A 23,140-nucleotide genomic window follows, 5' to 3' on the forward strand; every position below is an offset into this window, starting at 1 on the left:
GTGGCTTCGAATTGGAATCCGAATCAACCAAGCGGGCCTTGTGCACTCAGTCAGGAGGAGGAATCAACCGTCAGCCGTGGACGCCCGGGGGCATCTGTTCAGGACCTTATCCGCTCGCCAGCCGTTCAGTGGGCTGGTGGGCCGGACGCGGTGCTACACGGTCCGAGGGCTGTGCATCTCCACCCTGCACGTATCCCTGATAATTCGGGTGCTGCCGCGCGCTGAATCCGCAACGGGTTGCATTTTTCGCCAGCGCAGGTACTGCGCTGGCGCCATTCATGTCCAAGGCAGGTATTTCCGAAGCATTCGCCGGGCGTTGCGTGGAAGCGACGGGGCGGGCAGAGGTGCAGCGAAAAGAATCGGGTAAGCAGGTGAAACACCGCACTTGTCGTTTTTTTTCGGTCTTCTCTACACAGCGCTGGTGGCGATTCCAGGCAATTCGGTAAACTGGCGAAAACCCCGTAGGACGGCCTCGCGTCCTGGAGAATTGCGTTGGTCAGGGACCGGCTAGGAGCCTGGTGCCGCTGGCCTGCCGCTTTTGGCGGCGTTCGCGACTATAGCAGCAATGATTAAGTGCTTCAATTCCATAAAAAATTGTTATGATCCCGCCATGACGACCAATACCCCTCCGACTTCCGGCGTTCAGCTGATCGAAGTCGCGCCGGAGCTTGCCGGCCAACGCATCGACAATTTCCTCATCACGGCCCTCAAGGGCGTGCCCAAGACCCTGGTTTACCGCATCCTGCGCAAGGGTGAAGTACGGGTCAACAAGGGCCGCGTCAAGCCGGAGTACAAGATCCAGGCCGGCGACATCGTGCGGGTACCGCCCGTCCGCCTGCCGGAACGTGACGAGCCGGCGCCGGTAGCCCAGGGCCTGTTGCAGCGCCTGGAAGCGGCCATCGTCTACGAAGACAAGGCGCTGATCGTGATGAACAAGCCGGCCGGCATCGCCGTGCATGGCGGCAGCGGCCTGAGCTTCGGCGTGATCGAGGCGCTGCGCCAGTTGCGCCCGGACGCCAAGGAGCTGGAGCTGGTGCACCGCCTGGACCGCGATACCTCCGGCCTGCTGATGATCGCCAAGAAGCGCAGCATGCTGCGCCACCTGCACGCCGCGCTGCGCGGCGACGGTGTCGACAAGCGTTACATGGCGCTGGTGCGCGGCCACTGGCCGACCTCGAAGAAGCAGGTCAGCGCGCCGTTGCTCAAGAGCAACCTGCGCTCCGGCGAGCGCATGGTCGAGGTGAACGACGAGGGCAAGGAGGCACTGACCCTGTTCCGTGTGCTGCGCCGCTTCGGCGAGTTCGCCACCATTGTCGAGGCGCGCCCGATCACTGGCCGTACCCACCAGATCCGTGTGCACACCCTGCATGCCGGGCATATGATCGCTGGCGACAGCAAGTACGGTGACGAAGACTTCAGTCGTGAAATTCGCGACTTGGGCGGCAAGCGCCTGTTCCTGCATGCCTACGCACTGACCGTGCCGCTGCCGGACGGTGGCGAGCTGAAGCTCGAGGCGCCGGTGGATGAAGTCTGGGCGAAAACCGTTGAGCGTCTGAGTGCGTCCTGATCCATGAAAAAAGGCTATGAGCTACTGATCTTCGACTGGGACGGCACCCTGGCCGACTCGATCGGGCGTATCGTCGAGGCCATGAACGCCGCCGCCGAGCGTGCCGGTGAGGCGCAAAGCAGCGAGGATGCGGTCAAGGGCATCATCGGCCTGGCCCTGGGCGAGGCGATCCACACCCTGTACCCGCACCTGGCGCCTGCTCAGGTCGAAAAGTTTCGTCAGCACTATGCCGATATCTACATGGCCCTGGACCAGCAGCCCTCGCCGCTGTTCGAGGGTGTGGTCGAGTCGCTGGATGCCTTCCGTGCCGAGGGTTACCGCCTGGCGGTGGCCACCGGCAAGGCGCGTCGTGGGCTGGATCGGGTGCTCAAGGCCAATGGCTGGGAGCAGTTCTTCGACATCACTCGCGCCGCCGACGAAACTCGCGGCAAGCCGCACCCGCTGATGCTCGAGGAAATTCTCGGGCATTGCGGTGTCGAAGCAGGGCGTGCGCTGATGGTTGGCGATTCGGCATTCGATCTGCAGATGGCCAGCAATGCCGGCATGCATTCGGTGGCCGTGGGCTATGGTGCCATGTCGCTGCAGGCACTGGCCGAGTTTGGTCCGCAGGTGTGCATCGATCATTTTTCCCAGTTGCGTGAGTGGCTGGGTGGTTCCGCAATTCCATTTCCAAGGTAGGTAAGCATGGCAGACGAATGGAAAGCCCCCGAGGCCGAACCCGAGGAGCGCGAAGAGCGCAAGAGCTGGAAACTGCTGGAAAAGACCCTGCTGGCAGGCGTTCAGGAGCAGCGCCGGGCGCGACGCTGGGGGATCTTCTTCAAGTTGCTGACCTTCGTCTACCTGTTCGGCATCCTGATCCTGTTTACGCCGTTGATGGACATGGACAAGGCAGCGTCGCGCAGTGCCAGCCATACCGCGCTGGTCGAGGTGCGCGGGGTGATTGCCGACCAGGAGCCAGCCAGCGCCGACAATATCGTCAAGAGCCTGCGCGAGGCGTTCAAGGACAGCAAGACCAAGGCTGTGGTGATGCGCATCAACAGCCCGGGAGGCAGCCCGGTGCAGTCGGGTTACGTGTATGACGAAATCCGCCGTCTGCGGGCTGAATATCCGGCCATCAAGCTGTATGCGGTCATCGCTGATCTTGGGGCTTCCGGGGCCTACTACATCGCCAGTGCGGCGGACGAGATCTATGCCGACAAGGCCAGTCTGGTGGGCTCGATTGGTGTGACGGCGGCCGGTTATGGCTTCGTCGGCACCATGGAGAAGCTGGGTGTGGAGCGGCGTACCTACACTGCAGGTGAGCACAAGGCCTTCCTCGATCCGTTCTCGCCGCAGAAGCCGGAAGAGACCGAGTTCTGGCAGGGCGTACTGAATACCACGCACCAGCAGTTCATTGCCATGGTCAAGCAGGGGCGGGGTGAGCGCCTGAAGGACAAGGAGCATCCGGAGCTCTTCAGTGGCCTGGTCTGGTCGGGCGAGCAGGCCAAGGAGCTGGGCCTGGTGGATGGGCTGGGCAGTGCCAGCTATGTGGCGCGCGAGATTGTGGGTGAGAAGGAGTTGGTGGACTTCACCGTGCAGGAATCGGCGCTCGATCGCTTCTCCAAGCGCGTTGGCGCCAGCGTGGCTGAACGCTTGGCGATGTGGATGGGCTTCCAGGGGCCGCAGTTGCGCTGATCCGGGATTGCCGGGGGCGCTTTGCGCCCCTTCGCGGGCATGCCCGCTCCCACAGGGATCGTGCAAGGCCCGCAGGTTGCGACACGCCTGTGGGAGCGGGCGTGCCCGCGAAGGGCCGCAGCGCGGCCCCAAAATCTCAGGGAATCACCACCCCTTCTCTGGTCAACATATCCACCAATCTAATCAGCGGCAGCCCGATCAGGCTGGTCGCATCGCACCCGTGCGTGCTCTGGAACAGGCTCACTCCCAACCCCTCGGCCTTGAAGCTGCCGGCGCAGTCCAGCGGCTGCTCCGCCGCCACATAGCGCTCCACCCGCTGCCGGTCCAGTTCGCGCAGGGTCACGGTAAACGGCACGCAGTCCACCTGGCAGTGCCCGGTGGCGTTGTTCAGCAACGCCAGCCCGGTCAGGAAGCTCACCTGCTGCCCGCTGCACTCCAGCAGCTGCTCGCAGGCCCGCTCGAAGGTATGCGGCTTGCCCAGTACCTGCTCGCCCAGCACCGCAACCTGGTCCGAACCAATGATCAGGTGCCCGGGGTGGCTGCCTGCCAGGGCCTCGGCTTTTTGCCTGGCCAGCCGCCGCACCAGCTCCGCCGCCGGTTCGTCATCCAGGCGTCGCTCGTCTATATCGGGGCTTGCCCAGGTGAAGGGCAGGCGCAGGCGTGCAAGCAGTTCGCGGCGGTAGGCAGAGCTGGAAGCCAGTAACAGAGGAAGCATGGTAGACTCCTGAATCGGTTGAACAAATTCTATCACGCACGATGCCGCCGAATTTCCTTTGACAGGGGCGGGGGGCATCCCTAGAATGCTGCGCCTATGTTGAATGACCCGATTCCACCTCACGTTGACCCGCGCAAATTAGCCGATCGTGGCGTAACCCTTAACGGTTCGCTGCAGCTCGCTGATTTGGAAAGACTCTGCGACCCGCTTTCCGACAATGTCGGTACGGTGCAGGCGAAGTTCGATTTTGAACGAGATGAACAGCACGTGGTGGTTATCCACAGCGAGCTGGACGTCGAGGTCAAGATGGTTTGCCAGCGTTGTCTTGAGCTGGTCACCCTGCCGATCCACAGCGAATGTACATACGCCGTGGTGAAGGAGGGTGCGAATACCCAGTCGTTGCCGAAAGGCTATGACGTGCTGGAACTGGGCGAAGATCCTTTGGATCTGCAGGCATTGATCGAGGAGGAGCTTCTGCTCGCCTTGCCAATCGTGCCTGCTCATCATCCGGAAGAATGCCAGCAGCCGGCGGGCGCAGACGAGCCCGAATCGAGCAAGGACGAGGTATCGCGGTCCAACCCGTTCAGTGTTTTGGCGCAGTTAAAGCGTGACCCAAACGTTTAGGAGTTAATCAATTATGGCTGTTCAGCAGAACAAAAAATCCCGCTCTGCCCGTGACATGCGCCGTTCGCACGACGCCCTGTCGGAAAACGCGCTGTCGGTAGAGAAAACCACCGGTGAAGTACACCTGCGTCACCACGTTTCGCCAGAAGGCGTATACCGTGGTCGCAAAGTGGTCGACAAGGGCGCTGACGAGTAATCCTTGTCCGCTCAGATCATCGCGATCGACGCAATGGGCGGGGACTTCGGTCCCCGCAGCATTGTCCAGGCTAGCATTGCCTGCCTTTCGGCTACCCCCTCGCTGCACCTGACCCTCGTCGGTCAACCCTCTCTCCTCGAAGATCTTGTCAGCGGCCTTGCGGCTGCGGATCGCGCGCGCCTGCAAATCGTGGCCGCCAGCGAGGTAATCGGTATGGACGAGCGGCCATCCCAGGCGCTGCGCGGCAAGCCGGACTCGTCGATGCGCATCGCCCTCGAACTGGTGCGCGACGGCAAGGCTCAGGCCTGCGTCAGCGCTGGCAATACCGGGGCGCTGATGGCGCTCTCGCGTTTCGTGCTCAAGACACTGCCGGGTATCGACCGGCCGGCCATGGTGGCGGCGATCCCGACCCAGACCGGTTACTGCCAGTTGCTCGACCTTGGCGCCAACGTCGACTGCAGCGCCGAGAACCTCTACCAGTTCGCCGTGATGGGCTCGGTGGCCGCCCAGGCCCTGGGTGTGCAGCGGCCGCGCGTGGCGCTGCTTAACATCGGTACCGAGGACATCAAGGGCAACCAGCAGGTCAAGCTGGCGGCCAGCCTGTTGCAGAACGCTCGCGGGCTCAACTACATAGGCTTCGTCGAAGGTGACGGGTTATATCGCGGCGAAGCCGATGTGGTGGTGTGCGACGGGTTCGTCGGCAACATCCTGCTCAAGTCGAGCGAGGGGCTGGCGACAATGATTGGTGCGCGCATCGAGCAGCTGTTCAAGGGTGGTGTGTTGTCGCGGGCGGCCGGGGCTGTGGCCATGCCGCTGCTCAAACGCCTGCAGGCCGATTTGGCACCGGCGCGGCACAATGGCGCGAGTTTCCTGGGGTTGCAGGGCATCGTCATCAAGAGCCATGGCTCGGCGGGGGTGCAGGGCTTCCAGAGTGCCATCCAGCGGGCGTTGATCGAGATCCAGGAAAACCTGCCGCAGCGCTTGCATGGGCGGCTCGAGGACCTGCTGTTGTAGCCTGTGCCGGCCTCTTCGCGGGTAAACCCGCTCCCACAGGTGCCCCATAACCTTCAGGTCTGTGGTGCCCATGTGGGAGCGGGTTTACCCGCGAAGAGGCCGGTGCTGAAGGAATAAAGACCTTAGGCATATCGCCGCTGAAGTGCTTAAATGTGACCGCTTGGTCTGTGTATCCATCCAAGCTTTCAGATTCCGCGCCTGGTCCAAAGCCGGCGCACCCTATCCGACGACAAGATCATAAGGGCTTGTTCAATGTCTGCATCTCTCGCATTCGTCTTTCCCGGTCAAGGTTCCCAGTCGCTGGGCATGCTCGCCGAGCTCGGCGCCGAGAAGCCAGTGATCATCGAAACCTTCAAGGAAGCGTCCGAGGCACTCGGTTACGACCTGTGGAAGCTGGTCCAGGAAGGCCCGGAAGAGCAACTCAACCAGACCGACAAGACCCAGCCGGCCATTCTCACCGCCTCCATCGCGCTGTGGCGCCTGTGGCTGGAGGAGGGTGGTGCCAGGCCGGCCTTCGTCTCCGGTCACAGTCTGGGTGAATACAGCGCCCTGGTTGCCGCCGGCAGCCTGAGCCTGAAAGATGCCGTGCGCCTGGTTGAGCGCCGGGGCCAGCTGATGCAGGAAGCCGTGCCGGCCGGACATGGCGCCATGGCCGCCATTCTTGGCCTGGACGACGCCGTGGTCGTGGAAATCTGCGCCGAAGCGGCCGAAGACCAGGTGGTCAGCGCGGTCAACTTCAACTCGCCAGGCCAGGTGGTCATCGCCGGCAACAAGGCCGCCGTCGATCGCGCCATCGAGCTGTGCAAGGCCAAGGGTGCCAAGCGCGCCCTGCCGCTGGCGGTCAGCGTGCCGTCGCACTGCGCGCTGATGAAGCCGGCTGCCGAGCGCTTTGCCGAGTCGGTCAACGCCATTGAGTGGCACGCCCCGCAAATTCCTGTGGTGCAGAACGTGACCGCTGCCGTTGCCGCTGACCTCGATGCCCTCAAGCACGACCTGCTGGCGCAGCTGTACCAGCCAGTGCGCTGGGTCGAATGCGTGCAGACCCTGGCCGCTAACGGTGCGGTCAACCTGGTCGAGTGCGGCCCGGGCAAGGTCCTGGCCGGCCTGAACAAGCGTTGCGCCGATGGCGTGACCACCTACAACCTCAATACCCCTGACGCCGTCGCCGCCACCCGCGCGGCACTGGCCTGATTTGGAGAAGCTTGCATGAGCCTGCAAGGTAAAGTTGCACTGGTCACCGGCGCCAGCCGTGGCATTGGCCAGGCCATTGCCCTCGAGCTGGGCCGCCAGGGCGCGACCGTGATCGGCACCGCCACTTCGGCCTCCGGCGCCGAGCGCATTGCTGCCACCCTGAAAGAACACGGCATCACCGGTACCGGCATGGAACTGAACGTGACCAGCGCCGAATCGGTTGAAGCTGTGCTGGCCGCCATCGGCGAGCAGTTCGGCGCACCGGCCATCCTGGTCAACAACGCCGGTATCACCCGTGACAACCTCATGCTGCGCATGAAGGACGACGAGTGGTTCGACGTGATCGATACCAACCTGAACAGCCTCTACCGTCTGTCCAAGGGTGTGCTGCGTGGCATGACCAAGGCACGTTGGGGCCGTATCATCAGCATCGGCTCGGTCGTCGGTGCCATGGGCAACGCCGGCCAAGCCAACTACGCGGCCGCCAAGGCCGGCCTGGAAGGCTTCAGCCGCGCCCTGGCGCGTGAAGTGGGCTCGCGTGGCATCACCGTCAACTCGGTGACCCCGGGCTTCATCGACACCGACATGACCCGCGAGCTGCCAGAAGCGCAGCGCGAAGCCCTGCAGACCCAGATCCCGCTGGGCCGCCTGGGCCAGGCCGACGAAATTGCCAAGGTGGTTTCGTTCCTGGCATCCGACGGCGCAGCCTACGTAACCGGCGCTACCGTGCCGGTCAACGGCGGGATGTACATGTAACACTGCAACTCAATGTGACGGATTTCGTAAAAAAAGAGTCATACTGCGAGCCTAAAATCCGTTATAAAGCTGCAACCAGATTCCAGGCAGCGGGTGTGGTGACTGGTGTGAAGGTGCGTTGAGCTTGAAAAGCGAACGTCTTTCTATAAAATTAGCCACCGGCCAGCTGCCTGACATATGTCCATTAGGAGTGAAAACTAGGTATGAGCACCATCGAAGAACGCGTCAAGAAAATCGTCGCCGAGCAACTGGGCGTCAAGGAAGAGGAAGTGACTCTCGAGAAGTCCTTCGTCGATGACCTGGGTGCCGATTCGCTTGACACCGTTGAGCTGGTGATGGCTCTGGAAGAGGAATTCGAGACCGAAATCCCTGACGAAGAAGCCGAGAAGATCACTACCGTTCAAGCTGCTGTAGACTACGTCAAAGCCCACCAGGCCTAAGACGCTGTAGTCGACGCTTCTTGTCGGGAAAAACCGCACTGCCTTTGCCGGCGTGCGGTTTTTTCTTTGCGAGCACCCTGCGTTTTGCAGGATGGTCTCGTTCACCGGGTATCAAGAGCTTGTTGCCATTTCATTCCATCGCTTGAATGCAATGGCAAGAAACTCTGTCATTAGAAAAGGAGAGTACTGTGTCGCGTAGACGCGTCGTGGTCACCGGTATGGGTATGCTGTCGCCACTGGGTACTGATGTACCGAGCACCTGGCAGGGCATTCTGGCTGGCCGCAGTGGCATCGGTCCGATCGAACACACGGATCTGTCTGCCTACTCCACCCGTTTTGGCGGCTCGGTGAAAGGCTTCGAGGTCGAGCAATACCTGTCGGCCAAAGAGGCCCGCAAGCTCGACCTGTTCATCCAGTACGGCCTGGCGGCCGGGTTCCAGGCAGTGCGTAATGCCGGCCTGGAAGTCACCGACGCCAACCGCCAGCGTATTGGCGTGGCCATGGGCTCGGGTATCGGCGGCCTGACCAATATCGAAGAAACCAGCCGCACCCTGCACGACTCGGGGCCGCGTCGTATTTCGCCTTTCTTCGTGCCTGGCTCGATCATCAACATGATCTCCGGCTTCCTGTCGATCCACCTGGGGCTTCAAGGGCCGAACTACGCCATCGCCACCGCGTGCACCACTGGTACCCACTGCATCGGCATGGCTGCGCGCAACATCGCCTACGGTGAAGCCGACGTGATGATCGCCGGCGGTGCCGAAATGGCTGCCTGCGGCCTGGGCATGGGCGGCTTCGGCGCCTCCCGCGCACTGTCCACTCGCAACGACGAGCCGACCCGTGCCAGCCGCCCGTGGGACAAGGGCCGTGACGGCTTCGTGCTGTCCGACGGTGCTGGTGCCCTGGTGCTCGAAGAACTGGAGCATGCCAAGGCCCGCGGCGCGACCATCTATGCCGAACTGGTCGGGTTCGGCATGAGCGGTGACGCTTACCACATGACTTCGCCGCCCGACACTGGTGAAGGTGCTGCCCGTTGCATGGCCAACGCCTTGCGCGATGCCGACATCCAGCCGGAAGAGGTCAGCTACATCAACGCCCATGGCACCTCGACCCCTGCTGGCGACGTGGCCGAAGTGGCGGCGATCAAGCGCGTGTTCGGTGAGCATGCCTACAAGCTGGCGGTCAGCTCGACCAAGTCGATGACCGGCCACCTGTTGGGCGCCGCCGGTGCCGTAGAAGCGATCTTCAGCGTGCTGGCAATCAACAGCCAGATGGCTCCGCCCACCATCAACCTGGACGAGCCGGACGAAGGCTGCGACCTCGACTTCGTGCCGCACCAAGCGCGCAGCATGCCGATCGATGTGGTGCTGTCCAACTCGTTCGGCTTTGGCGGTACCAACGGTTCGCTGGTATTCCGCCGGTTCGCCGGTTGATGCAAAGCTGGATCGATGGCCAGCCGGCGGCTGCAGTCAACCTGCAGAACCGCGGCCTGGCCTACGGCGATGGGCTATTCGAGACCATCGCCGTGCGCGACGGCCGGCCCAGCTTGCTGGACGGCCACCTCGCACGCCTGGCGCTGGGTTGCCAGCGCCTGGCGATCAGTACCGACCTGGCGCTGGTACGCGACGAACTCCTGCGCTATGCCAGCCAGCTCGGTGATGGTGTAGCCAAACTCATCCTTACTCGTGGTGACAGCCAGCGCGGTTACGCACCGGTTGCCGGTGCCGCGCCGCGGCGTATTCTGCAGGGCAGCCCGTTGCCCAGCTATCCTGTCGACAATGCCGAGCAGGGCGTGCGACTGTTTCCGTGCCAGACCCGGCTTGGGGAACAACCGCTGCTGGCCGGCCTCAAACACCTCAACCGCCTGGAGCAGGTGCTGGCCCGTGCCGAATGGCAGGACAGCGAACATGCCGAAGGCCTGATGCGTGATGGGCAGGGCAGGGTGATCGAAGGTGTGTACAGCAATCTGTTCCTGGTGCGCGATGGCGCGCTGTTCACGGCTGACCTCAGCCGCTGTGGCGTCGCTGGCGTGATGCGGGGCGCGTTGCTGGAACAGGCAGTGCTGCAGGGCATCCCGGTGCAGGTCTGCGATCTGCCGTTCGACGCTCTGGAGCAGGCAGATGAAGTATTTGTCTGCAACAGCGTCTACGGTGTCTGGCCCGTGCGAGGCGTTGCCGAGCTAAACTGGTCGCCGGGCCCGCTCACCCGTAAACTGCAGGCCGTTGCCCGTACGTTACTGGAAACCTGAATTCGTGAGACGTAAATTCCTGCTGCTGCTGGAAATGGGCTTGATCCTCGCCGGCCTTGCCGTGGGCTGGTCGGCCTGGAAGGTCAACTCGGTCCTGGAGCAGCCTCTGCACGTGACGCAGGAGCGCCTGCTGGACGTGCCCAATGGCACCACCCCCAACCGCATGTTCTATCGCATGCAGAACGAAGGGTTGCTCGACGACGCCGTCTGGTTGCGTCTGTACTGGCGTTTCAACATGGCTGGCACCCCTCTGCACACCGGTGAGTATCGCCTGACCCCCGGCATGACCGTGGAGCAGCTGTTCGATGCCTGGCGTCGGGCCGACGTGGTGCAGTACAACCTCACCCTGGTCGAAGGCTGGACCTTCCGCCAGGTGCGCGCGGCCGTGGCCAAGCATGAAAAGATCAAGCACACCCTGGACGGGCTGTCCGATTCGGAAGTGATGGACAAGCTCGGCCATACCGGTGTGTTCCCTGAAGGGCGCTTCTTCCCGGACACCTACCGCTTCGTGCGCGGCATGAGCGACGTCGAGTTGCTGCAGCAGGCCTACATGCGCCTGGACGAAGTGCTGGCCAAGGAGTGGGCCGAGCGCACCACCGACCTGCCATACCGCGACCCGTACCAGGCGCTGATCATGGCTTCGCTGGTAGAGAAGGAGACCGGCATTCCCCAGGAGCGCGGGCAGATCGCCGGCGTTTTCGTGCGGCGCCTGCGCCTGGGCATGATGCTGCAGACCGACCCGACGGTGATCTACGGCATGGGTGAGCGCTACAACGGCAAGATCACCCGCGCCGACCTGCGCGAGCCGACGCCCTACAACACCTACACCATCACCGGCCTGCCGCCGACCCCGATCGCCATGGTCGGTCGCGAAGCGATTCACGCGGCGCTCAACCCGTCCGATGGCACCAGCCTGTACTTCGTTGCCCGTGGCGATGGCAGCCACGTGTTTTCCGACGACCTCGACGACCACAACTCGGCGGTGCGCGAGTTCCAGCTCAAGCGCCGTGCGGACTACCGCTCCAGCCCCGCGCCGCAATCGCAGCCAGAGCCACAACCACAATCAGGTACCGACGAGGCCGAACAACCCGAAGCCCCTGCCGACGAGTCTACCGCGCAGCCAGCGCCCGACCAGCCGCCTGTGCAGGACGCCCCTGCCGGCGGCGCGCAAGCGGCCGAACGGCCGATGCCTGACGAACAACATTAAGGACTGCCTGTGAGCGGCTTGTTTATTACTTTGGAAGGCCCGGAAGGTGCGGGCAAGAGCACCAACCGCGACTACCTGGCTGCGCGCCTGTGCGAGCAGGGCCTGGACGTAGTGTTGACCCGTGAGCCCGGCGGCACGCCGCTGGCCGAAAAGGTGCGTGAGCTGCTGCTGGCGCCCAGCGCTGAAAGCATGGCGGCCGACACCGAACTGTTGCTGGTGTTCGCTGCGCGTGCCCAGCACCTGGCGCAGGTGATCCGGCCGGCGCTGGCCCGCGGGGCCGTAGTCTTGTGTGACAGGTTTACCGATGCGACATACGCCTACCAGGGCGGCGGGCGTGGTTTGCCAGTCGAGCGTATCGCCATCCTGGAGCAATTCGTCCAGGGCGACCTGCGCCCGGACCTGACTCTGGTCTTCGATCTGCCGGTCGAAGTGGGCCTGGCCCGCGCCGCCGCCCGCGGCCGCCTGGACCGTTTCGAGCAGGAAGGCCAGGCGTTCTTCGAAGCAGTGCGCCAGGCCTACCTGCAGCGCGCCGGCCGCGAACCACAGCGCTATACCCTGCTTGATGCCGCCCAGCCTCTGGAGGCCGTGCAGCGCTCCATCGATGCGTTGCTACCAGGCATCGTGGAGCGTTGCCGTGGCTGAAGCCTATCCCTGGCAGCAGGCCCTCTGGCAGCAGCTGGCCGGCCGCAGCCAGCACGCTCACGCCTACCTGCTGCATGGGCCGCAGGGTATCGGCAAGCGGGCCTTGGCCGAGCGCCTGATGGCCCGCCTGCTGTGCCAGCAGCCCCAGGCCCTGGAGGCCTGTGGCGCGTGCAAGTCCTGCCTGCTGCTCAAGGCCGGCAGCCACCCGGACAACTTCGTACTCGAGCCCGAAGAAGCTGACAAGCCTATCAAGGTAGATCAGGTACGCGAGCTGGTGGCCTTCGTGGTGCAGACCGCGCAGCTGGGTGGGCGCAAGGTGGTACTGATCGAGCCGGTGGAGGCGATGAACGTCAACGCCTCCAACGCCCTGCTCAAGAGCCTCGAAGAACCCTCCGGTGATACCGTGTTGCTGCTGGTCACCCACCAGCCCAGCCGTCTGTTGCCGACCATCAAGAGCCGTTGCCAGCAGGTCGCCTGCCCGCAGCCCAGCCTGGCCCAGAGCCAAGCCTGGCTGGCCGGCGCGCTGCCCGACAGTGACGAGACCGAGCGCGACGAGTTGCTGACCCTGGCTGCCGGTTCGCCGCTGATGGCGGTCAGCTTGCAGGCGCAAGGCGTGCGAGAGCAGCGTGCGCTGGTCACCGACGGGGTGAAGAAGCTGCTCAAGCAGCAGCAATCGCCCAGCCAGCTGGCCGATGCCTGGAACGGTGTGCCGTTGTTGCTGCTGTTCGACTGGTTCTGCGATTGGGCGCACCTGATTCTGCGCTACCAATTGACCCAGGACGAGGAAGGGCTAGGCTTGGCCGATATGCGCAAGGTGGTGCAGTACCTGGCGCAGAAGAGCCACCAGGCCAAGGTGCTGGAGGTGCAGGCATGGATCCTGGAGCAGCGCCAGAAGGTGCTGGGCAAGGCCAACCTCAACCGCGCCCTGCTGCTTGAATCGCTGCTGGCCCACTGGCTGCAGTTGCCGGGCGCCCGCTGATTTTCATTTTATCATGTGTGTCGTTATCCCATGCTCGTAGATTCCCATTGCCACCTCGACCGCCTTGACCTGAGCGCCCATCAGGGCTCCCTCGATGCTGCCCTGCAGGCGGCGCGTGAGCGCGGGGTCGGGCATTTCCTGTGTATTGGCGTCAGTGCCGAGAATGCTGGTGCGGTGAAGGCGCTGAGCGAGCGTTACGCCGATGTCGATTGCTCGGTGGGCGTGCACCCGCTGGACCTGGCGCCGGGCGAAACGCCGGCGCTGGAATGGCTGCTGCGCGAGCTGGCTCACCCGCATGTGGTGGCGATTGGCGAAACCGGGCTGGATTACCACTACGAGCCGGAAGCAGCCGAGTTGCAGCAAGCCTCGTTCCGCCTGCACCTGGAGGCCTCGCGGCAGACCGGCAAGCCGGTGATCGTGCATACCCGTGCGGCGCGTGCCGATACCCTGGCGCTGCTGCGCGAGGCCAACCTGCCGCAGGCCGGCGTGCTGCACTGCTTCACCGAAGACTGGGACATGGCCAAGGCGGCGCTGGACCTGGGGTATTACATTTCGTTGTCTGGCATCGTTACCTTCCGCAATGCCGATGCCCTGCGTGAAGTGGCGCGGCAGGTGCCGGTCGATCGTTTGCTGGTGGAAACGGATTCGCCGTACCTGGCGCCGATTCCGTATCGCGGCAAGCCGAATTTGCCGCAGTATGTGCGTGAGGTGGCGGAGTACGTGGCTTCGTTGCGCGGGGCCAGTTATGAGCAGTTGGCCGAACAGACCACTGCCAACTTCAAGCGCTTGTTCCCGTTGGCGCGGGTGGCCTGACTCGAAGGGGTGGCGGGCGCCTGGTGTTCCTCATGCAATCCCCACCAACCCCAAACCTGAACCCCCGGCTTCATTTCCCCTCGAAACACCCAAAAAAAACCCGGGTTCTGGGGGGGGAATCCGGGTTAAGACCATTAGGAGTAAAACAAAGGTACGCGGTCCCTGAGCACCTTTATCGGCGCGCCACTTGGGGGGGATGCGCCGCGCCAACACTTCAAGTATTAGTCAGCTTTGGCGCAGTGCCAGTGCATATTGATCGATTTTTAAACAAATTTGGAATACGTCCACGTTTCATTCCTCCCGCAGCGCATGGCCATAAGCATCGTGAAACACAGACATGCTTGGATGATCCGTGCAATTTCTTGCAAGTTAGGCATAATAAACCGCTTCGATTGTCATCCAGTCCTTCCTATGCAGAAAGAACCTCGTAAGGTCCGTGAGTTTCGCCGTCGCGAACAGGAAATCCTCGACACCGCGCTCAAGCTGTTTCTCGAACAGGGGGAAGACAGCGTCACCGTCGAGATGATCGCCGACGCCGTGGGCATCGGCAAAGGCACGATCTACAAGCACTTCAAGTCCAAGGCGGAGATCTACCTGCGCCTGATGCTCGACTACGAGCGCGACCTGAACGGGCTGTTGCATTCGGCCGACGTCGATCGCGACAAGGAAGCCCTGTCGCGAGCCTACTTCGAGTTCCGCATGCGCGATCCGCAGCGTTACCGGCTGTTCGACCGCCTGGAAGAAAAGGTGGTCAAGGGCAACCAGGTACCGGAAATGGTCGAACAGCTGCACAGCATACGTGCCTCCAACTTCGACCGCCTGACCCAGCTGATCAAGGGCCGTATCAGCGAAGGCAAGCTCGAAGACGTGCCGCCGTATTTCCACTATTGCGCCGCCTGGGCGCTGGTGCACGGCGCCGTGGCGCTTTACCACTCGCCGTTCTGGAGCAATGTGCTGGAGGACCAGGAAGGCTTCTTCCAGTTCCTGATGGACATTGGCGTGCGCATGGGCAACAAGCGCAAGCGCGACCCGGAACCTTCGAACTGAAGCATCCGCGTTCAGGTAATACGCAGTACCGGTAGCAGCAGCCTTGTGCTGCGAAAGGCTGCTCCTACCTATTTCGGCGATGTGCAGGGCTTGCAAAAACCTGATTTATGAGTCAGGTTTTGCCAGCCCCCATCATCCATGCCGGAGTCATTCATGATCGTCGATCGTCAAGGCAGGCGTTTTCGCAACCTGCGCGTCAGCCTGACGGCTGCCTGTAACTATGCCTGCACCTACTGCGTGCCAGACGGCAAGCGCCTCGTGGCAGCACAGGACGAACTGTCGGCGGAGGCACTGGCTCGTGGCGTGGCCTACCTGATCGAAGCCGCCGGCATCGAACGCTTGCGCATCACCGGCGGTGAGCCATTGGTCAGTCCGCGTCTGGATGCTTTCCTGGCTGCCGTGGCCAAGCTCGACCTTGACGATATCTCGATGACTACCAATGGCCAGTTGCTGGCGCGCAAGTTGCCCCAGTTGCAGGCGGCAGGTATCCGCCGATTGAACGTTTCCCTCGACACCCTCGACCCTCAGGCGTTCCGCCGTATTGCCCGGGGCGGCGACCTGGCCAGCGTGCTGGCGGGGATGGAGCGGGCCAGCGCCATGGGCATGCAGATCAAGGTGAACATGGTGCCGATGCGCGGGCACAACCTCGATCAGGTGCTGCCGCTGCTGGATTATTGCCTTGAGCGCGGCTTCGAACTGCGCTTCATCGAGCTCATGCGCATGGGCCACCTGGCGCGTGACCAAAACGTCTTTCTGCAGCAGTTCGTCGGCCTCGACCAACTGCTCGCACTGATTGCTGGCAAGCATGCCTACGTTCAGGTCGATGCTCCGCTGGACGCCACTGCCTTGCGTTATCAGGTGCCCGGCAGAGGCCACTTCGGCGCGATCGCCAACGAAAGCGTACCGTTCTGCCGCACCTGCTCGCGGCTGCGCCTGTCTTCCACGGGCTGGCTGCATGGCTGCCTGTCGTCGGGCAATCGTCATTTCGTCGGCGACCTTCTGGAAAAACCGCGCCATCAGGCGCTGCCGGCGCTGCAGCGCTTGCTGGTCAAGGCCTTGGCAGACAAGCAGGACCTGGCGTTCTCCGGCGATGTGATGGTGATGAAGGTGATTGGCGGCTGAAGCTGGCGCAAAAGCTGCATCCGCCAGCTATTCGCCGGTTTTTCGTCGCCGGCCCTTGGAGGAAAGATGCGTAGCCTGGTTTTGCTGCTGGCGCTGATGGCGTTGGGCGGTTGCATGAATGTCAGCGATATGGGCGAGGGCGTCCGTTACCACATGAGCGATGCCGGTCTGCTGGACCACAGCGATACCCGTCGCACCCTGTCGATCCGCCTGCAGCCCGATTCGTTCATCTTCATCGGCCAGGGCGCGTTCGTGCCTCCGGGCAAGGGACCGGTGCCGCGGCAGAACGCGGTGGCCGAGCAGGCTTACAAGAGCTTCGTCGAATATTTCCCGCTGGTACGTCGCGCCCAAGGGCCACTGGGCCTGGAAGAGGCCATTGCCCAGGCGCGTTCGGTGGGTGCCGACTACGTGCTGTACACCCGCTTCGCGCGCACCGACGACCGTATCGGCAATGGCGACGAGTGGTATGACGAACAAGCGGTCGACCGCCTGGGCTGGGACACCGGCGTGGTGCAGATGATGCTCATCGAAACCAGCACCCGCTACCTGATCGACACTGCACGTATCAAGAGTCGTGGCGGTTTGTTGACGTTCCACGATAAAACTCCGGAGGATTTGCTAGGCGCGCCGATGCGCGAGTACGCTCGTAGCCTTCTGGGTGTGAGTGAATGAGGCAAGCGTGATGAGCGATTCCGGCAAGGCCAATGATCTTCTGGCGCAGATTCCCAAGGCCAAGGGCCTGCCGCCGGTACATCTGTGGAACCCGGACTTCTGCGGTGACATCGACATGCGCATCGCCCGTGATGGCACCTGGTATTACCTGGGAACGCCGATCGGTCGCAAGCCGATGGTGCGGCTGTTTTCCACCATCATCCGCCGCGATGGCGATGACTACTTCCTGATTACCCCGGTAGAGAAGGTGGGCATCCGCGTCGACGATGCGCCGTTCGTGGCTGTGGCGTTGGATGTGGAAGGTGAGGGTGAGCAGCAGGTGCTGCGCTTCACCAGCAATGTCGAGGACCAGGTCGAAGCCGGGCCGGCCAACCCGCTGCGCGTGGTGATCGACCCGGTCACGCAGGAGCCATCGCCGTATGTGCTGATGCGCAGCAACCTCGAGGCGCTGATTCATCGCAATGTGTTCTACCAGTTGGTAGAGCTGGCGGTGCCGCGTGAGATCGACGGGGAAGAGTGGCTTGGGGTCTGGAGCCACGGTGAGTTTTATCCGATCGGGCGTAGCAGCTGAGATATCTGGTGCCTGCACCGGCCTTTTCGCGGGCAAGCCCGCGAAGAGGACGGCACAGGCAATGATCGGCCTCTTGGTTTTTCCCCGAATTGGTCATTTGTCTCTCTGCCCCACAGGCCTAACCTGCAGGCAATTGCCATCCAGGAGAAGCCCCCATGAAACCCTTTAGCATCATCCTTCTTGCCCTGTTCGTCGCTCAAACCCCTGCCTGGGCGCACGGCGACGCTGCCGACCAAGTCAAGGTCCTGCAGCAGCAACAACCCTCGAACGCCCCCGGCAAGAGCGCCGTGATGCTCACCGTCAGCTACGCCCCCGGCCAGGCATCACCCGCGCATCAGCACCCGGGCGCAGTGATGGCCTACGTGCTGGAAGGGGCAGTGGTATCGAAGCTCGATAACGAGCCGGAGAAAACCTACAAGGCCGGTGAATATTGGTACGAAGCCCCGGGTACCGTGCACAGCGTGTCGCGCAACGCCAGTCAGAAGCAGTCAGCCAAGTTGCTGGTCTGGAGCCTGGTGGATGAAGGCAGTGCGGTCACATTGCCCTATCCGGCAGCAGGCTCGGAGCGCTGAGCCTGCCCCAGCCGGGTTGTAACTTCCTGCATCAGGTTCGGGTCCAGTACCTGGCAAGGCGCGACCTGCACGTTGCTCGTGTAGAACGGCGGCAGATTCTGCGCCAGTCGCGCAACATCCTTGGCAGTGCAGCCTGTTGGCAGCAATACATATTGCAGGCTTGAGGGGAAGGACGGCGCGGTGTGCCGTTCCATGGTGGAGCCATACGCGCCAAGGGTCATGACCGCCTCGCTGCCGGCTGGGTCCGGAAAACGGAGCAGGACGAATGTGCAGTAACGGGGGTGGGTGAGATGCTGGTGTGCTTCGTCGCGGACCTGTGGGTCGTCATGGTTCATCAGGTTCCAGCGCAGCGCGGCGTAGCTGCGAGTGGTCTCCATGAACGCAGTGCGAATGGGGGAGCGCGTTTCGTCACCGCCCAGGCAGGACAGCAGATTGCCGAATGGGTCCAGCAAGGCTACGGCGTTGCACGTATCTGCCGCGAGAGCTGTGTCGACCAATGGCGCGGCCAGTTCGATGCCGGGCAGGCGAGGATCTGCACTTTTGCTGCGCAGGCTCCATGGGCTCAAGCCCGCCAGGGCCTGGCGTACCAGGCTCCGGCTGGGTAGGGTGATCGGGTCTTTCAGGGCAGATGGCGGGAGGCCGGCGTTGCTGCTTTCGTCGTGCACGTGGTTCACGCTGGCCTCGAACAACGAACGGGTAAGGCACATCGTTGCGGCGTCGATGCGTTCGCCAGCGTAGACCGGCCCTTGCGGCGGCCCGACATAGTCGCGATCAAAAGGGTTGCCGACAGCATAGTAGCCCCACGTGGCTTGCGCGCGCAGACGAAGTGCGGCCGGCAGGCCGGGGAATTCGAAACGGCCGTCATGATTGACGCCGGCAAAGGTGTCGAGCGCACTTACGGCAACATTGAAGCCGGCAGTCAGCAAGGCACCTGCGCACATGGCGCAGGGGTCGAGCGTGGTGATGACGGTCAGTTCATGCGTGGGGGGGAGGGCAAGGCGCTGCTGGTTGTCGAAATACCAGTCGACCAGCCGGCGCTCACCATGCCCCGTTGGGTCGCGGAGCCTGAATGCGGGTTGCGCCTGGCTGGCAGAGGGCTCCAGCACGCGGTTGTGCAGGGCGATCAGTACCTTGCCAGTGGCATTTTCGATGATGCAGCCACCCACGGCGAACGTTGCTTGTCGGCTTGCCAAGAGGGCCTGGTTGGCGGCGATTGCTACCGCTTGCTGAGCGTTCTGGGTGAAATCGTTGGCTTTCATGCTTGCCTGTGCTCGTCGAGGGATCTGGGACGATACAGCAGCCGTGCGCTGGCATGAGGGGATAAGTGCAACAAAAAACCTCCAGTGCTTGCGCATCTGGAGGTTTTCAAATTTTGGCTCCGCGACCTGGACTCGAACCAGGGACCCAATGATTAACAGTCATTTGCTCTACCGACTGAGCTATCGCGGAATCTGTGCGTATCTTACTGATTGCCCAGGGGAAGTCAAGCCACCCCTAGGCAAAACAATGAGTTACAGCACCTGCACGATAGCTTTGGTCACTACGTGGATGTTGCTCTGGTTCAGCGCGGCCACGGCGATGCGGCCGGTGTCCAGCGCATAGATGCCGAACTCGTTCTTCAGGCGGGCGACCTGTTCGACGGTCAGGCCCGAGTACGAGAACATGCCAACCTGGCGGCCAACGAAGCTGAAGTCGCGGTTGGCGCCATATTCGGCCAGCAGCGAAACCATCTGCTTGCGCATGCCGTGGATGCGCTCGCGCATTTCGGCCAGCTCGGTTTCCCACATCTGGCGCAGTTCGGCGCTGTTCAGCACGGTGGCAACGATGGTTGCACCGTGGGTCGGCGGGTTGGAGTAGGTGGTGCGGATCACGCGCTTGACCTGCGACAGCACGCGGGTGCTCTCGTCCTTGGAGGCGGTGACGATCGACAGCGCACCGACGCGCTCGCCGTACAGCGAGAACGACTTGGAGAATGAGCTGGACACGAAGAACTCCAGGCCCGACTCGGCGAACAGGCGCACGGCGAAGGCGTCTTCGGCGATGCCGTCACCGAAGCCCTGGTAGGCCATGTCGAGGAATGGCACGTGGCCCTTGGCCTTGACCACTTCCAGGACGTTTTTCCAGTCGTCCAGGTTCAGGTCGACGCCGGTCGGGTTGTGGCAGCAGGCGTGCAGCACCACGATCGAGCCGGACGGCAGGTTGTTCAGGTCTTCGAGCATGCCGGCGCGGTTGACGTCGTTGGTCGGCGCGTCGTAGTAGCGGTAGTTCTGCACCGGGAAGCCGGCCGATTCGAACAGCGCACGGTGGTTTTCCCAGCTCGGGTCGCTGATGGCAACCACGGCGTTTGGCGACACACGCTTGAGGAAGTCGGCGCCAATCTTCAGTGCGCCGGTACCGCCGACGGCCTGCACAGTAACCACGCGGCCAGCGGCCAGCAGTGGCGACTCGGCGCCGAACAGCAGCTTTTGTACAGCCTGGTCGTAGGTGGCGATACCGTCGATCGGCAGGTAGCCGCGCGAGGCGTGCTGGGCGGCACGCTGGGTCTCGGCTTCGATCACGGCGCGCAGCAGCGGAATGCGGCCTTCCTCATTGCAATATACGCCCACGCCCAGGTTGACCTTGTCGGTACGTGGGTCGGCGTTGAATGCTTCGTTGAGGCCCAGAATAGGGTCGCGGGGTGCCAGCTCGACAGCGGAAAACAGGCTCATTGTTACCTTGGCTCTGATTGGAGTGTGATAGGACGTACACGCTCCAGCCCGAATGCACTGAAGCGGTGCACAAACGGGGAGTCAGTATAGTGATACCGACCGGTCACCGCGACAGTCCGGCATCGCTTTTCAGGTCATTTGCGCAAATATTTTTCGACCATTGGTCTAATTGCCGGGTCCACCGTAACAAGCGCTCACAGCTGTGCCTTGAAACTGCCCCCCGGCGGGCGCATTTGGGTATAGACTACTGGCTAAATTTACAGTTGCTGCAACACCGCGAGGTCCGTCATGTCCGAGTTCCAGCTCGTCACCCGTTTCCAGCCGGCCGGCGACCAGCCCGAGGCCATCCGCCAGATGGTCGAAGGTATCGAGGCGGGGCTGTCGCACCAGACGCTGCTCGGGGTGACTGGCTCGGGCAAGACCTTCAGCATCGCCAACGTCATTCAGCAGGTGCAGCGGCCTACCCTGGTGCTTGCGCCGAACAAGACCCTGGCCGCGCAGCTTTATGGCGAATTCAAGGCATTCTTCCCCAACAATGCGGTGGAGTACTTCGTTTCCTACTACGACTACTACCAGCCTGAAGCCTACGTACCGTCGTCCGACACCTTCATCGAGAAGGACGCTTCGATCAACGACCACATCGAGCAGATGCGCCTGTCAGCGACCAAGGCATTGCTGGAGCGGCGTGACGCGATCATCGTCACCACCGTGTCGTGCATCTACGGCCTGGGCAGCCCCGAGACCTACCTGAAAATGGTCCTGCACGTGGACCGCGGCGACAAGCTCGACCAGCGCGCGCTGCTGCGCCGCCTGGCCGACCTGCAATACACCCGCAACGAGATGGACTTTGCCCGCGCCACCTTCCGCGTGCGCGGCGATGTGATCGACATCTTCCCGGCCGAATCGGACCTCGAGGCCATCCGCGTCGAACTGTTCGATGACGAGGTGGAGAACATCGCAGCCTTCGACCCGCTGACCGGCGAGGTCTTCCGCAAACTGCCGCGTTTCACCTTCTACCCCAAGAGCCACTACGTCACCCCGCGGGAAACCCTGCTGGAGGCGGTGGAAGGCATCAAGGAAGAGCTCAAGGACCGCCTGGAGTACCTACAGAAGGCCAACAAGCTGGTCGAGGCCCAGCGCCTGGAGCAACGCACCCGCTTCGATCTGGAGATGATCCTGGAGCTGGGCTACTGCAACGGCATCGAGAACTACTCGCGCTACCTGTCCGGGCGCCCGGCCGGGGCGCCGCCGCCCACCCTGTACGACTACCTGCCGCCCGATGCGCTGCTGGTGATCGACGAATCCCACGTCAGCGTTCCGCAGGTCGGCGCCATGTACAAGGGCGACCGCTCGCGCAAGGAAACCCTGGTCGAGTACGGCTTCCGCCTGCCTTCGGCGCTGGACAACCGGCCGATGCGTTTCGACGAGTGGGAGGACGTCAGCCCGCAGACCATCTTCGTCTCCGCCACCCCGGGCCCCTATGAGGCCGAGCACGCCGGGCGCGTGGTAGAGCAGGTGGTGCGCCCCACCGGCCTGGTCGACCCACAGGTGGAAGTACGCCCGGCGCTTACCCAGGTGGATGACCTGCTGTCGGAAATCCGCAAGCGCGTGGCACAGGGCGAGCGGGTGCTGGCCACCACGTTGACCAAGCGCATGGCCGAAGACCTCACCGACTACCTGGCCGACCACGATGTGCGGGTGCGTTACCTGCACTCGGACATCGACACCGTCGAGCGGGTGGAGATCATCCGCGACTTGCGCCTGGGTACCTTCGACGTGCTGGTGGGCATCAACCTTCTGCGTGAGGGCCTGGATATGCCCGAGGTGTCGCTCGTGGCGATCCTCGATGCCGACAAGGAAGGTTTCCTGCGCTCCGAGCGCTCACTGATCCAGACCATCGGCCGTGCTGCGCGTAACCTCAATGGCCGGGCCATCCTGTATGCCGACAACATCACCGGTTCCATGCAGCGCGCCATCGACGAGACCGAGCGTCGTCGCGAGAAGCAGATCGCCTTCAACCAGGCCAATGGCATCGTGCCCAAAGGCGTGGTCAAGGACATCACCGATATCATGGAAGGCGCGACCGTGCCCGGCGCGCGCAGCAAGAAGCGCAAGGGCATGGCCAAGGCAGCGGAGGAGAGCGCCCGTTACGAGGCCGAGCTGCGCACGCCGGGCGAGATCACCAAGCGCATCAAGCAGCTGGAAGAGAAGATGATGCAGTTCGCCCGCGATCTGGAGTTCGAGGCCGCGGCGCAATTGCGCGACGAGATTGCCCAGCTGCGTGAGCGGTTGATCACCAGCTGATTTCTTTACTGCCTGCACTGGCCTCTTCGCGGGTAAGCCCGCTCCCACAGGATCGTTGTAATCCTTGAGCTCTGCGCA

The 23,140-nt window shown here is 62.9% G+C and carries 24 protein-coding genes and 1 tRNA gene; 21 read left to right on the forward strand and 4 right to left on the reverse strand.

The window, feature by feature from the left end:
* Positions 1–610: 610 nt before the first annotated feature.
* Genes rluC through sppA form a run of 3 tightly spaced genes read left to right on the forward strand, consistent with a single transcriptional unit; the run spans position 611 to position 3,241 of the window.
* Entirely contained in the window at positions 611–1,567 is a 957-nt protein-coding gene (gene rluC / locus NY023_RS07985) for a 23S rRNA pseudouridine(955/2504/2580) synthase RluC (protein ID WP_013971570.1), read from the forward strand.
* A gap of 3 nt (positions 1,568–1,570) precedes the next feature.
* Complete coding sequence (locus NY023_RS07990) at positions 1,571–2,245, forward strand: HAD family hydrolase (RefSeq protein WP_013971571.1); 675 nt, start codon at positions 1,571–1,573, stop codon at positions 2,243–2,245.
* Positions 2,246–2,251: 6 nt separating this feature from the next.
* The gene (gene sppA / locus NY023_RS07995; RefSeq protein ID WP_013971572.1) at positions 2,252–3,241 is read left to right on the forward strand and encodes a signal peptide peptidase SppA; all 990 of its coding nucleotides are present in this window, start codon (positions 2,252–2,254) and stop codon (positions 3,239–3,241) included.
* A 136-nt stretch (positions 3,242–3,377) separates the two neighbouring features.
* Here the strand turns inward: sppA and NY023_RS08000 are convergent, their stop codons facing one another.
* Positions 3,378–3,956: a Maf family protein gene (locus NY023_RS08000; protein ID WP_013971573.1), complete on the reverse strand. Its 579-nt coding sequence runs from the start codon at positions 3,954–3,956 to the stop codon at positions 3,378–3,380.
* Positions 3,957–4,052: 96 nt separating this feature from the next.
* Between NY023_RS08000 and NY023_RS08005 the strand changes: the two genes are divergently transcribed.
* From NY023_RS08005 to NY023_RS08085, 17 genes are all read left to right on the forward strand, one after another.
* Positions 4,053–4,580, forward strand: a complete 528-nt coding sequence (locus NY023_RS08005; RefSeq protein WP_012313431.1) for a YceD family protein — start codon at positions 4,053–4,055, stop codon at positions 4,578–4,580.
* A gap of 13 nt (positions 4,581–4,593) precedes the next feature.
* A complete protein-coding gene (gene rpmF, locus NY023_RS08010; protein WP_003247154.1) occupies positions 4,594–4,776 on the forward strand; it encodes a 50S ribosomal protein L32 in 183 nt (60 codons plus the stop codon).
* A 3-nt stretch (positions 4,777–4,779) separates the two neighbouring features.
* A complete protein-coding gene (gene plsX / locus NY023_RS08015) occupies positions 4,780–5,790 on the forward strand; it encodes a phosphate acyltransferase PlsX (RefSeq protein WP_023661403.1) in 1,011 nt (336 codons plus the stop codon).
* A 252-nt stretch (positions 5,791–6,042) separates the two neighbouring features.
* Positions 6,043–6,981: an ACP S-malonyltransferase gene (gene fabD, locus NY023_RS08020; RefSeq protein WP_023661404.1), complete on the forward strand. Its 939-nt coding sequence runs from the start codon at positions 6,043–6,045 to the stop codon at positions 6,979–6,981.
* A gap of 15 nt (positions 6,982–6,996) precedes the next feature.
* A complete protein-coding gene (fabG, locus tag NY023_RS08025) occupies positions 6,997–7,737 on the forward strand; it encodes a 3-oxoacyl-ACP reductase FabG (protein WP_003247160.1) in 741 nt (246 codons plus the stop codon).
* 203 nt (positions 7,738–7,940) lie between these two features.
* Positions 7,941–8,177: an acyl carrier protein gene (gene acpP, locus NY023_RS08030; RefSeq protein ID WP_013971576.1), complete on the forward strand. Its 237-nt coding sequence runs from the start codon at positions 7,941–7,943 to the stop codon at positions 8,175–8,177.
* Positions 8,178–8,365: 188 nt separating this feature from the next.
* Positions 8,366–9,610: a beta-ketoacyl-ACP synthase II gene (gene fabF, locus NY023_RS08035; RefSeq protein WP_044046921.1), complete on the forward strand. Its 1,245-nt coding sequence runs from the start codon at positions 8,366–8,368 to the stop codon at positions 9,608–9,610.
* A complete protein-coding gene (gene pabC / locus NY023_RS08040; RefSeq protein ID WP_013971578.1) occupies positions 9,610–10,425 on the forward strand; it encodes an aminodeoxychorismate lyase in 816 nt (271 codons plus the stop codon). Before fabF ends, pabC begins: the two co-directional genes overlap by 1 nt.
* 4 nt (positions 10,426–10,429) lie before the next feature.
* The gene (gene mltG, locus NY023_RS08045; protein ID WP_013971579.1) at positions 10,430–11,632 is read left to right on the forward strand and encodes an endolytic transglycosylase MltG; all 1,203 of its coding nucleotides are present in this window, start codon (positions 10,430–10,432) and stop codon (positions 11,630–11,632) included.
* A gap of 9 nt (positions 11,633–11,641) precedes the next feature.
* On the forward strand, positions 11,642–12,274 hold the full coding sequence (tmk, locus tag NY023_RS08050) for a dTMP kinase (RefSeq protein WP_013971580.1): 633 nt from the start codon (positions 11,642–11,644) through the stop codon (positions 12,272–12,274).
* On the forward strand, positions 12,267–13,253 hold the full coding sequence (locus tag NY023_RS08055) for a DNA polymerase III subunit delta' (protein WP_013971581.1): 987 nt from the start codon (positions 12,267–12,269) through the stop codon (positions 13,251–13,253). Before tmk ends, NY023_RS08055 begins: the two co-directional genes overlap by 8 nt.
* A gap of 30 nt (positions 13,254–13,283) precedes the next feature.
* Positions 13,284–14,066 carry a TatD family hydrolase gene (locus NY023_RS08060; RefSeq protein WP_013971582.1) on the forward strand — a complete coding sequence of 261 codons (783 nt, stop codon included), beginning with the start codon at positions 13,284–13,286 and terminating at the stop codon, positions 14,064–14,066.
* Positions 14,067–14,477: 411 nt separating this feature from the next.
* A complete protein-coding gene (locus tag NY023_RS08065) occupies positions 14,478–15,113 on the forward strand; it encodes a TetR/AcrR family transcriptional regulator (RefSeq protein ID WP_013971583.1) in 636 nt (211 codons plus the stop codon).
* A gap of 153 nt (positions 15,114–15,266) precedes the next feature.
* Positions 15,267–16,235, forward strand: a complete 969-nt coding sequence (locus tag NY023_RS08070) for a GTP 3',8-cyclase MoaA (RefSeq protein ID WP_013971584.1) — start codon at positions 15,267–15,269, stop codon at positions 16,233–16,235.
* Positions 16,236–16,301: 66 nt separating this feature from the next.
* Complete coding sequence (locus tag NY023_RS08075; protein WP_013971585.1) at positions 16,302–16,907, forward strand: DUF4823 domain-containing protein; 606 nt, start codon at positions 16,302–16,304, stop codon at positions 16,905–16,907.
* Between the two features lie 10 nt (positions 16,908–16,917).
* Entirely contained in the window at positions 16,918–17,478 is a 561-nt protein-coding gene (locus tag NY023_RS08080; protein ID WP_023661447.1) for a DUF1285 domain-containing protein, read from the forward strand.
* Between the two features lie 155 nt (positions 17,479–17,633).
* Positions 17,634–18,050 (forward strand): cupin domain-containing protein, encoded by a 417-nt coding sequence (locus NY023_RS08085; protein WP_013971587.1) that lies wholly within the window; start codon positions 17,634–17,636, stop codon positions 18,048–18,050.
* On the opposite strand, the gene NY023_RS08090 is transcribed toward NY023_RS08085, so the two are convergent.
* From NY023_RS08090 to NY023_RS08100, 3 genes are all read right to left on the reverse strand, one after another.
* The gene (locus tag NY023_RS08090; protein WP_023661446.1) at positions 18,023–19,309 is read right to left on the reverse strand and encodes a cytosine deaminase; all 1,287 of its coding nucleotides are present in this window, start codon (positions 19,307–19,309) and stop codon (positions 18,023–18,025) included. The two genes, NY023_RS08085 and NY023_RS08090, sit on opposite strands and share 28 nt — an antisense overlap.
* A 114-nt stretch (positions 19,310–19,423) precedes the next feature.
* A tRNA-Asn gene (locus NY023_RS08095) sits at positions 19,424–19,499 on the reverse strand.
* A gap of 62 nt (positions 19,500–19,561) precedes the next feature.
* Positions 19,562–20,758 (reverse strand): amino acid aminotransferase, encoded by a 1,197-nt coding sequence (locus tag NY023_RS08100; RefSeq protein WP_013971589.1) that lies wholly within the window; start codon positions 20,756–20,758, stop codon positions 19,562–19,564.
* A 288-nt stretch (positions 20,759–21,046) separates the two neighbouring features.
* On the opposite strand from NY023_RS08100, the gene uvrB reads away from it, so the two are divergent.
* The gene (gene uvrB / locus NY023_RS08105; protein WP_013971590.1) at positions 21,047–23,062 is read left to right on the forward strand and encodes an excinuclease ABC subunit UvrB; all 2,016 of its coding nucleotides are present in this window, start codon (positions 21,047–21,049) and stop codon (positions 23,060–23,062) included.
* The last annotated feature ends 78 nt before the right edge of the window (positions 23,063–23,140 follow it).

The organism is Pseudomonas sp. NBB (assembly GCF_032701105.1).
Lineage (GTDB): Bacteria > Pseudomonadota > Gammaproteobacteria > Pseudomonadales > Pseudomonadaceae > Aquipseudomonas > Aquipseudomonas asiatica.

What these genes read in the sequence shown, in the direction of transcription:
- acpP (WP_013971576.1), top strand. Translation starts at nt 7,941, where the DNA reads ATGAGCACCATCGAAGAACGCGTCAAGAAAATCGTCGCCGAGCAACTG.
- NY023_RS07990 (WP_013971571.1), top strand. Translation starts at nt 1,571, where the DNA reads ATGAAAAAAGGCTATGAGCTACTGATCTTCGACTGGGACGGCACCCTG.
- NY023_RS08080 (WP_023661447.1), top strand. Translation starts at nt 16,918, where the DNA reads ATGAGCGATTCCGGCAAGGCCAATGATCTTCTGGCGCAGATTCCCAAG.
- NY023_RS08005 (WP_012313431.1), top strand. Translation starts at nt 4,053, where the DNA reads ATGTTGAATGACCCGATTCCACCTCACGTTGACCCGCGCAAATTAGCC.
- sppA (WP_013971572.1), top strand. Translation starts at nt 2,252, where the DNA reads ATGGCAGACGAATGGAAAGCCCCCGAGGCCGAACCCGAGGAGCGCGAA.
- NY023_RS08100 (WP_013971589.1), bottom strand. Translation starts at nt 20,758, where the DNA reads ATGAGCCTGTTTTCCGCTGTCGAGCTGGCACCCCGCGACCCTATTCTG.
- NY023_RS08085 (WP_013971587.1), top strand. Translation starts at nt 17,634, where the DNA reads ATGAAACCCTTTAGCATCATCCTTCTTGCCCTGTTCGTCGCTCAAACC.
- NY023_RS08090 (WP_023661446.1), bottom strand. Translation starts at nt 19,309, where the DNA reads ATGAAAGCCAACGATTTCACCCAGAACGCTCAGCAAGCGGTAGCAATC.
- rluC (WP_013971570.1), top strand. Translation starts at nt 611, where the DNA reads ATGACGACCAATACCCCTCCGACTTCCGGCGTTCAGCTGATCGAAGTC.
- uvrB (WP_013971590.1), top strand. Translation starts at nt 21,047, where the DNA reads ATGTCCGAGTTCCAGCTCGTCACCCGTTTCCAGCCGGCCGGCGACCAG.
- fabG (WP_003247160.1), top strand. Translation starts at nt 6,997, where the DNA reads ATGAGCCTGCAAGGTAAAGTTGCACTGGTCACCGGCGCCAGCCGTGGC.
- NY023_RS08070 (WP_013971584.1), top strand. Translation starts at nt 15,267, where the DNA reads ATGATCGTCGATCGTCAAGGCAGGCGTTTTCGCAACCTGCGCGTCAGC.
- pabC (WP_013971578.1), top strand. Translation starts at nt 9,610, where the DNA reads ATGCAAAGCTGGATCGATGGCCAGCCGGCGGCTGCAGTCAACCTGCAG.
- NY023_RS08075 (WP_013971585.1), top strand. Translation starts at nt 16,302, where the DNA reads ATGCGTAGCCTGGTTTTGCTGCTGGCGCTGATGGCGTTGGGCGGTTGC.
- NY023_RS08065 (WP_013971583.1), top strand. Translation starts at nt 14,478, where the DNA reads ATGCAGAAAGAACCTCGTAAGGTCCGTGAGTTTCGCCGTCGCGAACAG.
- NY023_RS08060 (WP_013971582.1), top strand. Translation starts at nt 13,284, where the DNA reads ATGCTCGTAGATTCCCATTGCCACCTCGACCGCCTTGACCTGAGCGCC.
- NY023_RS08000 (WP_013971573.1), bottom strand. Translation starts at nt 3,956, where the DNA reads ATGCTTCCTCTGTTACTGGCTTCCAGCTCTGCCTACCGCCGCGAACTG.
- fabD (WP_023661404.1), top strand. Translation starts at nt 6,043, where the DNA reads ATGTCTGCATCTCTCGCATTCGTCTTTCCCGGTCAAGGTTCCCAGTCG.
- rpmF (WP_003247154.1), top strand. Translation starts at nt 4,594, where the DNA reads ATGGCTGTTCAGCAGAACAAAAAATCCCGCTCTGCCCGTGACATGCGC.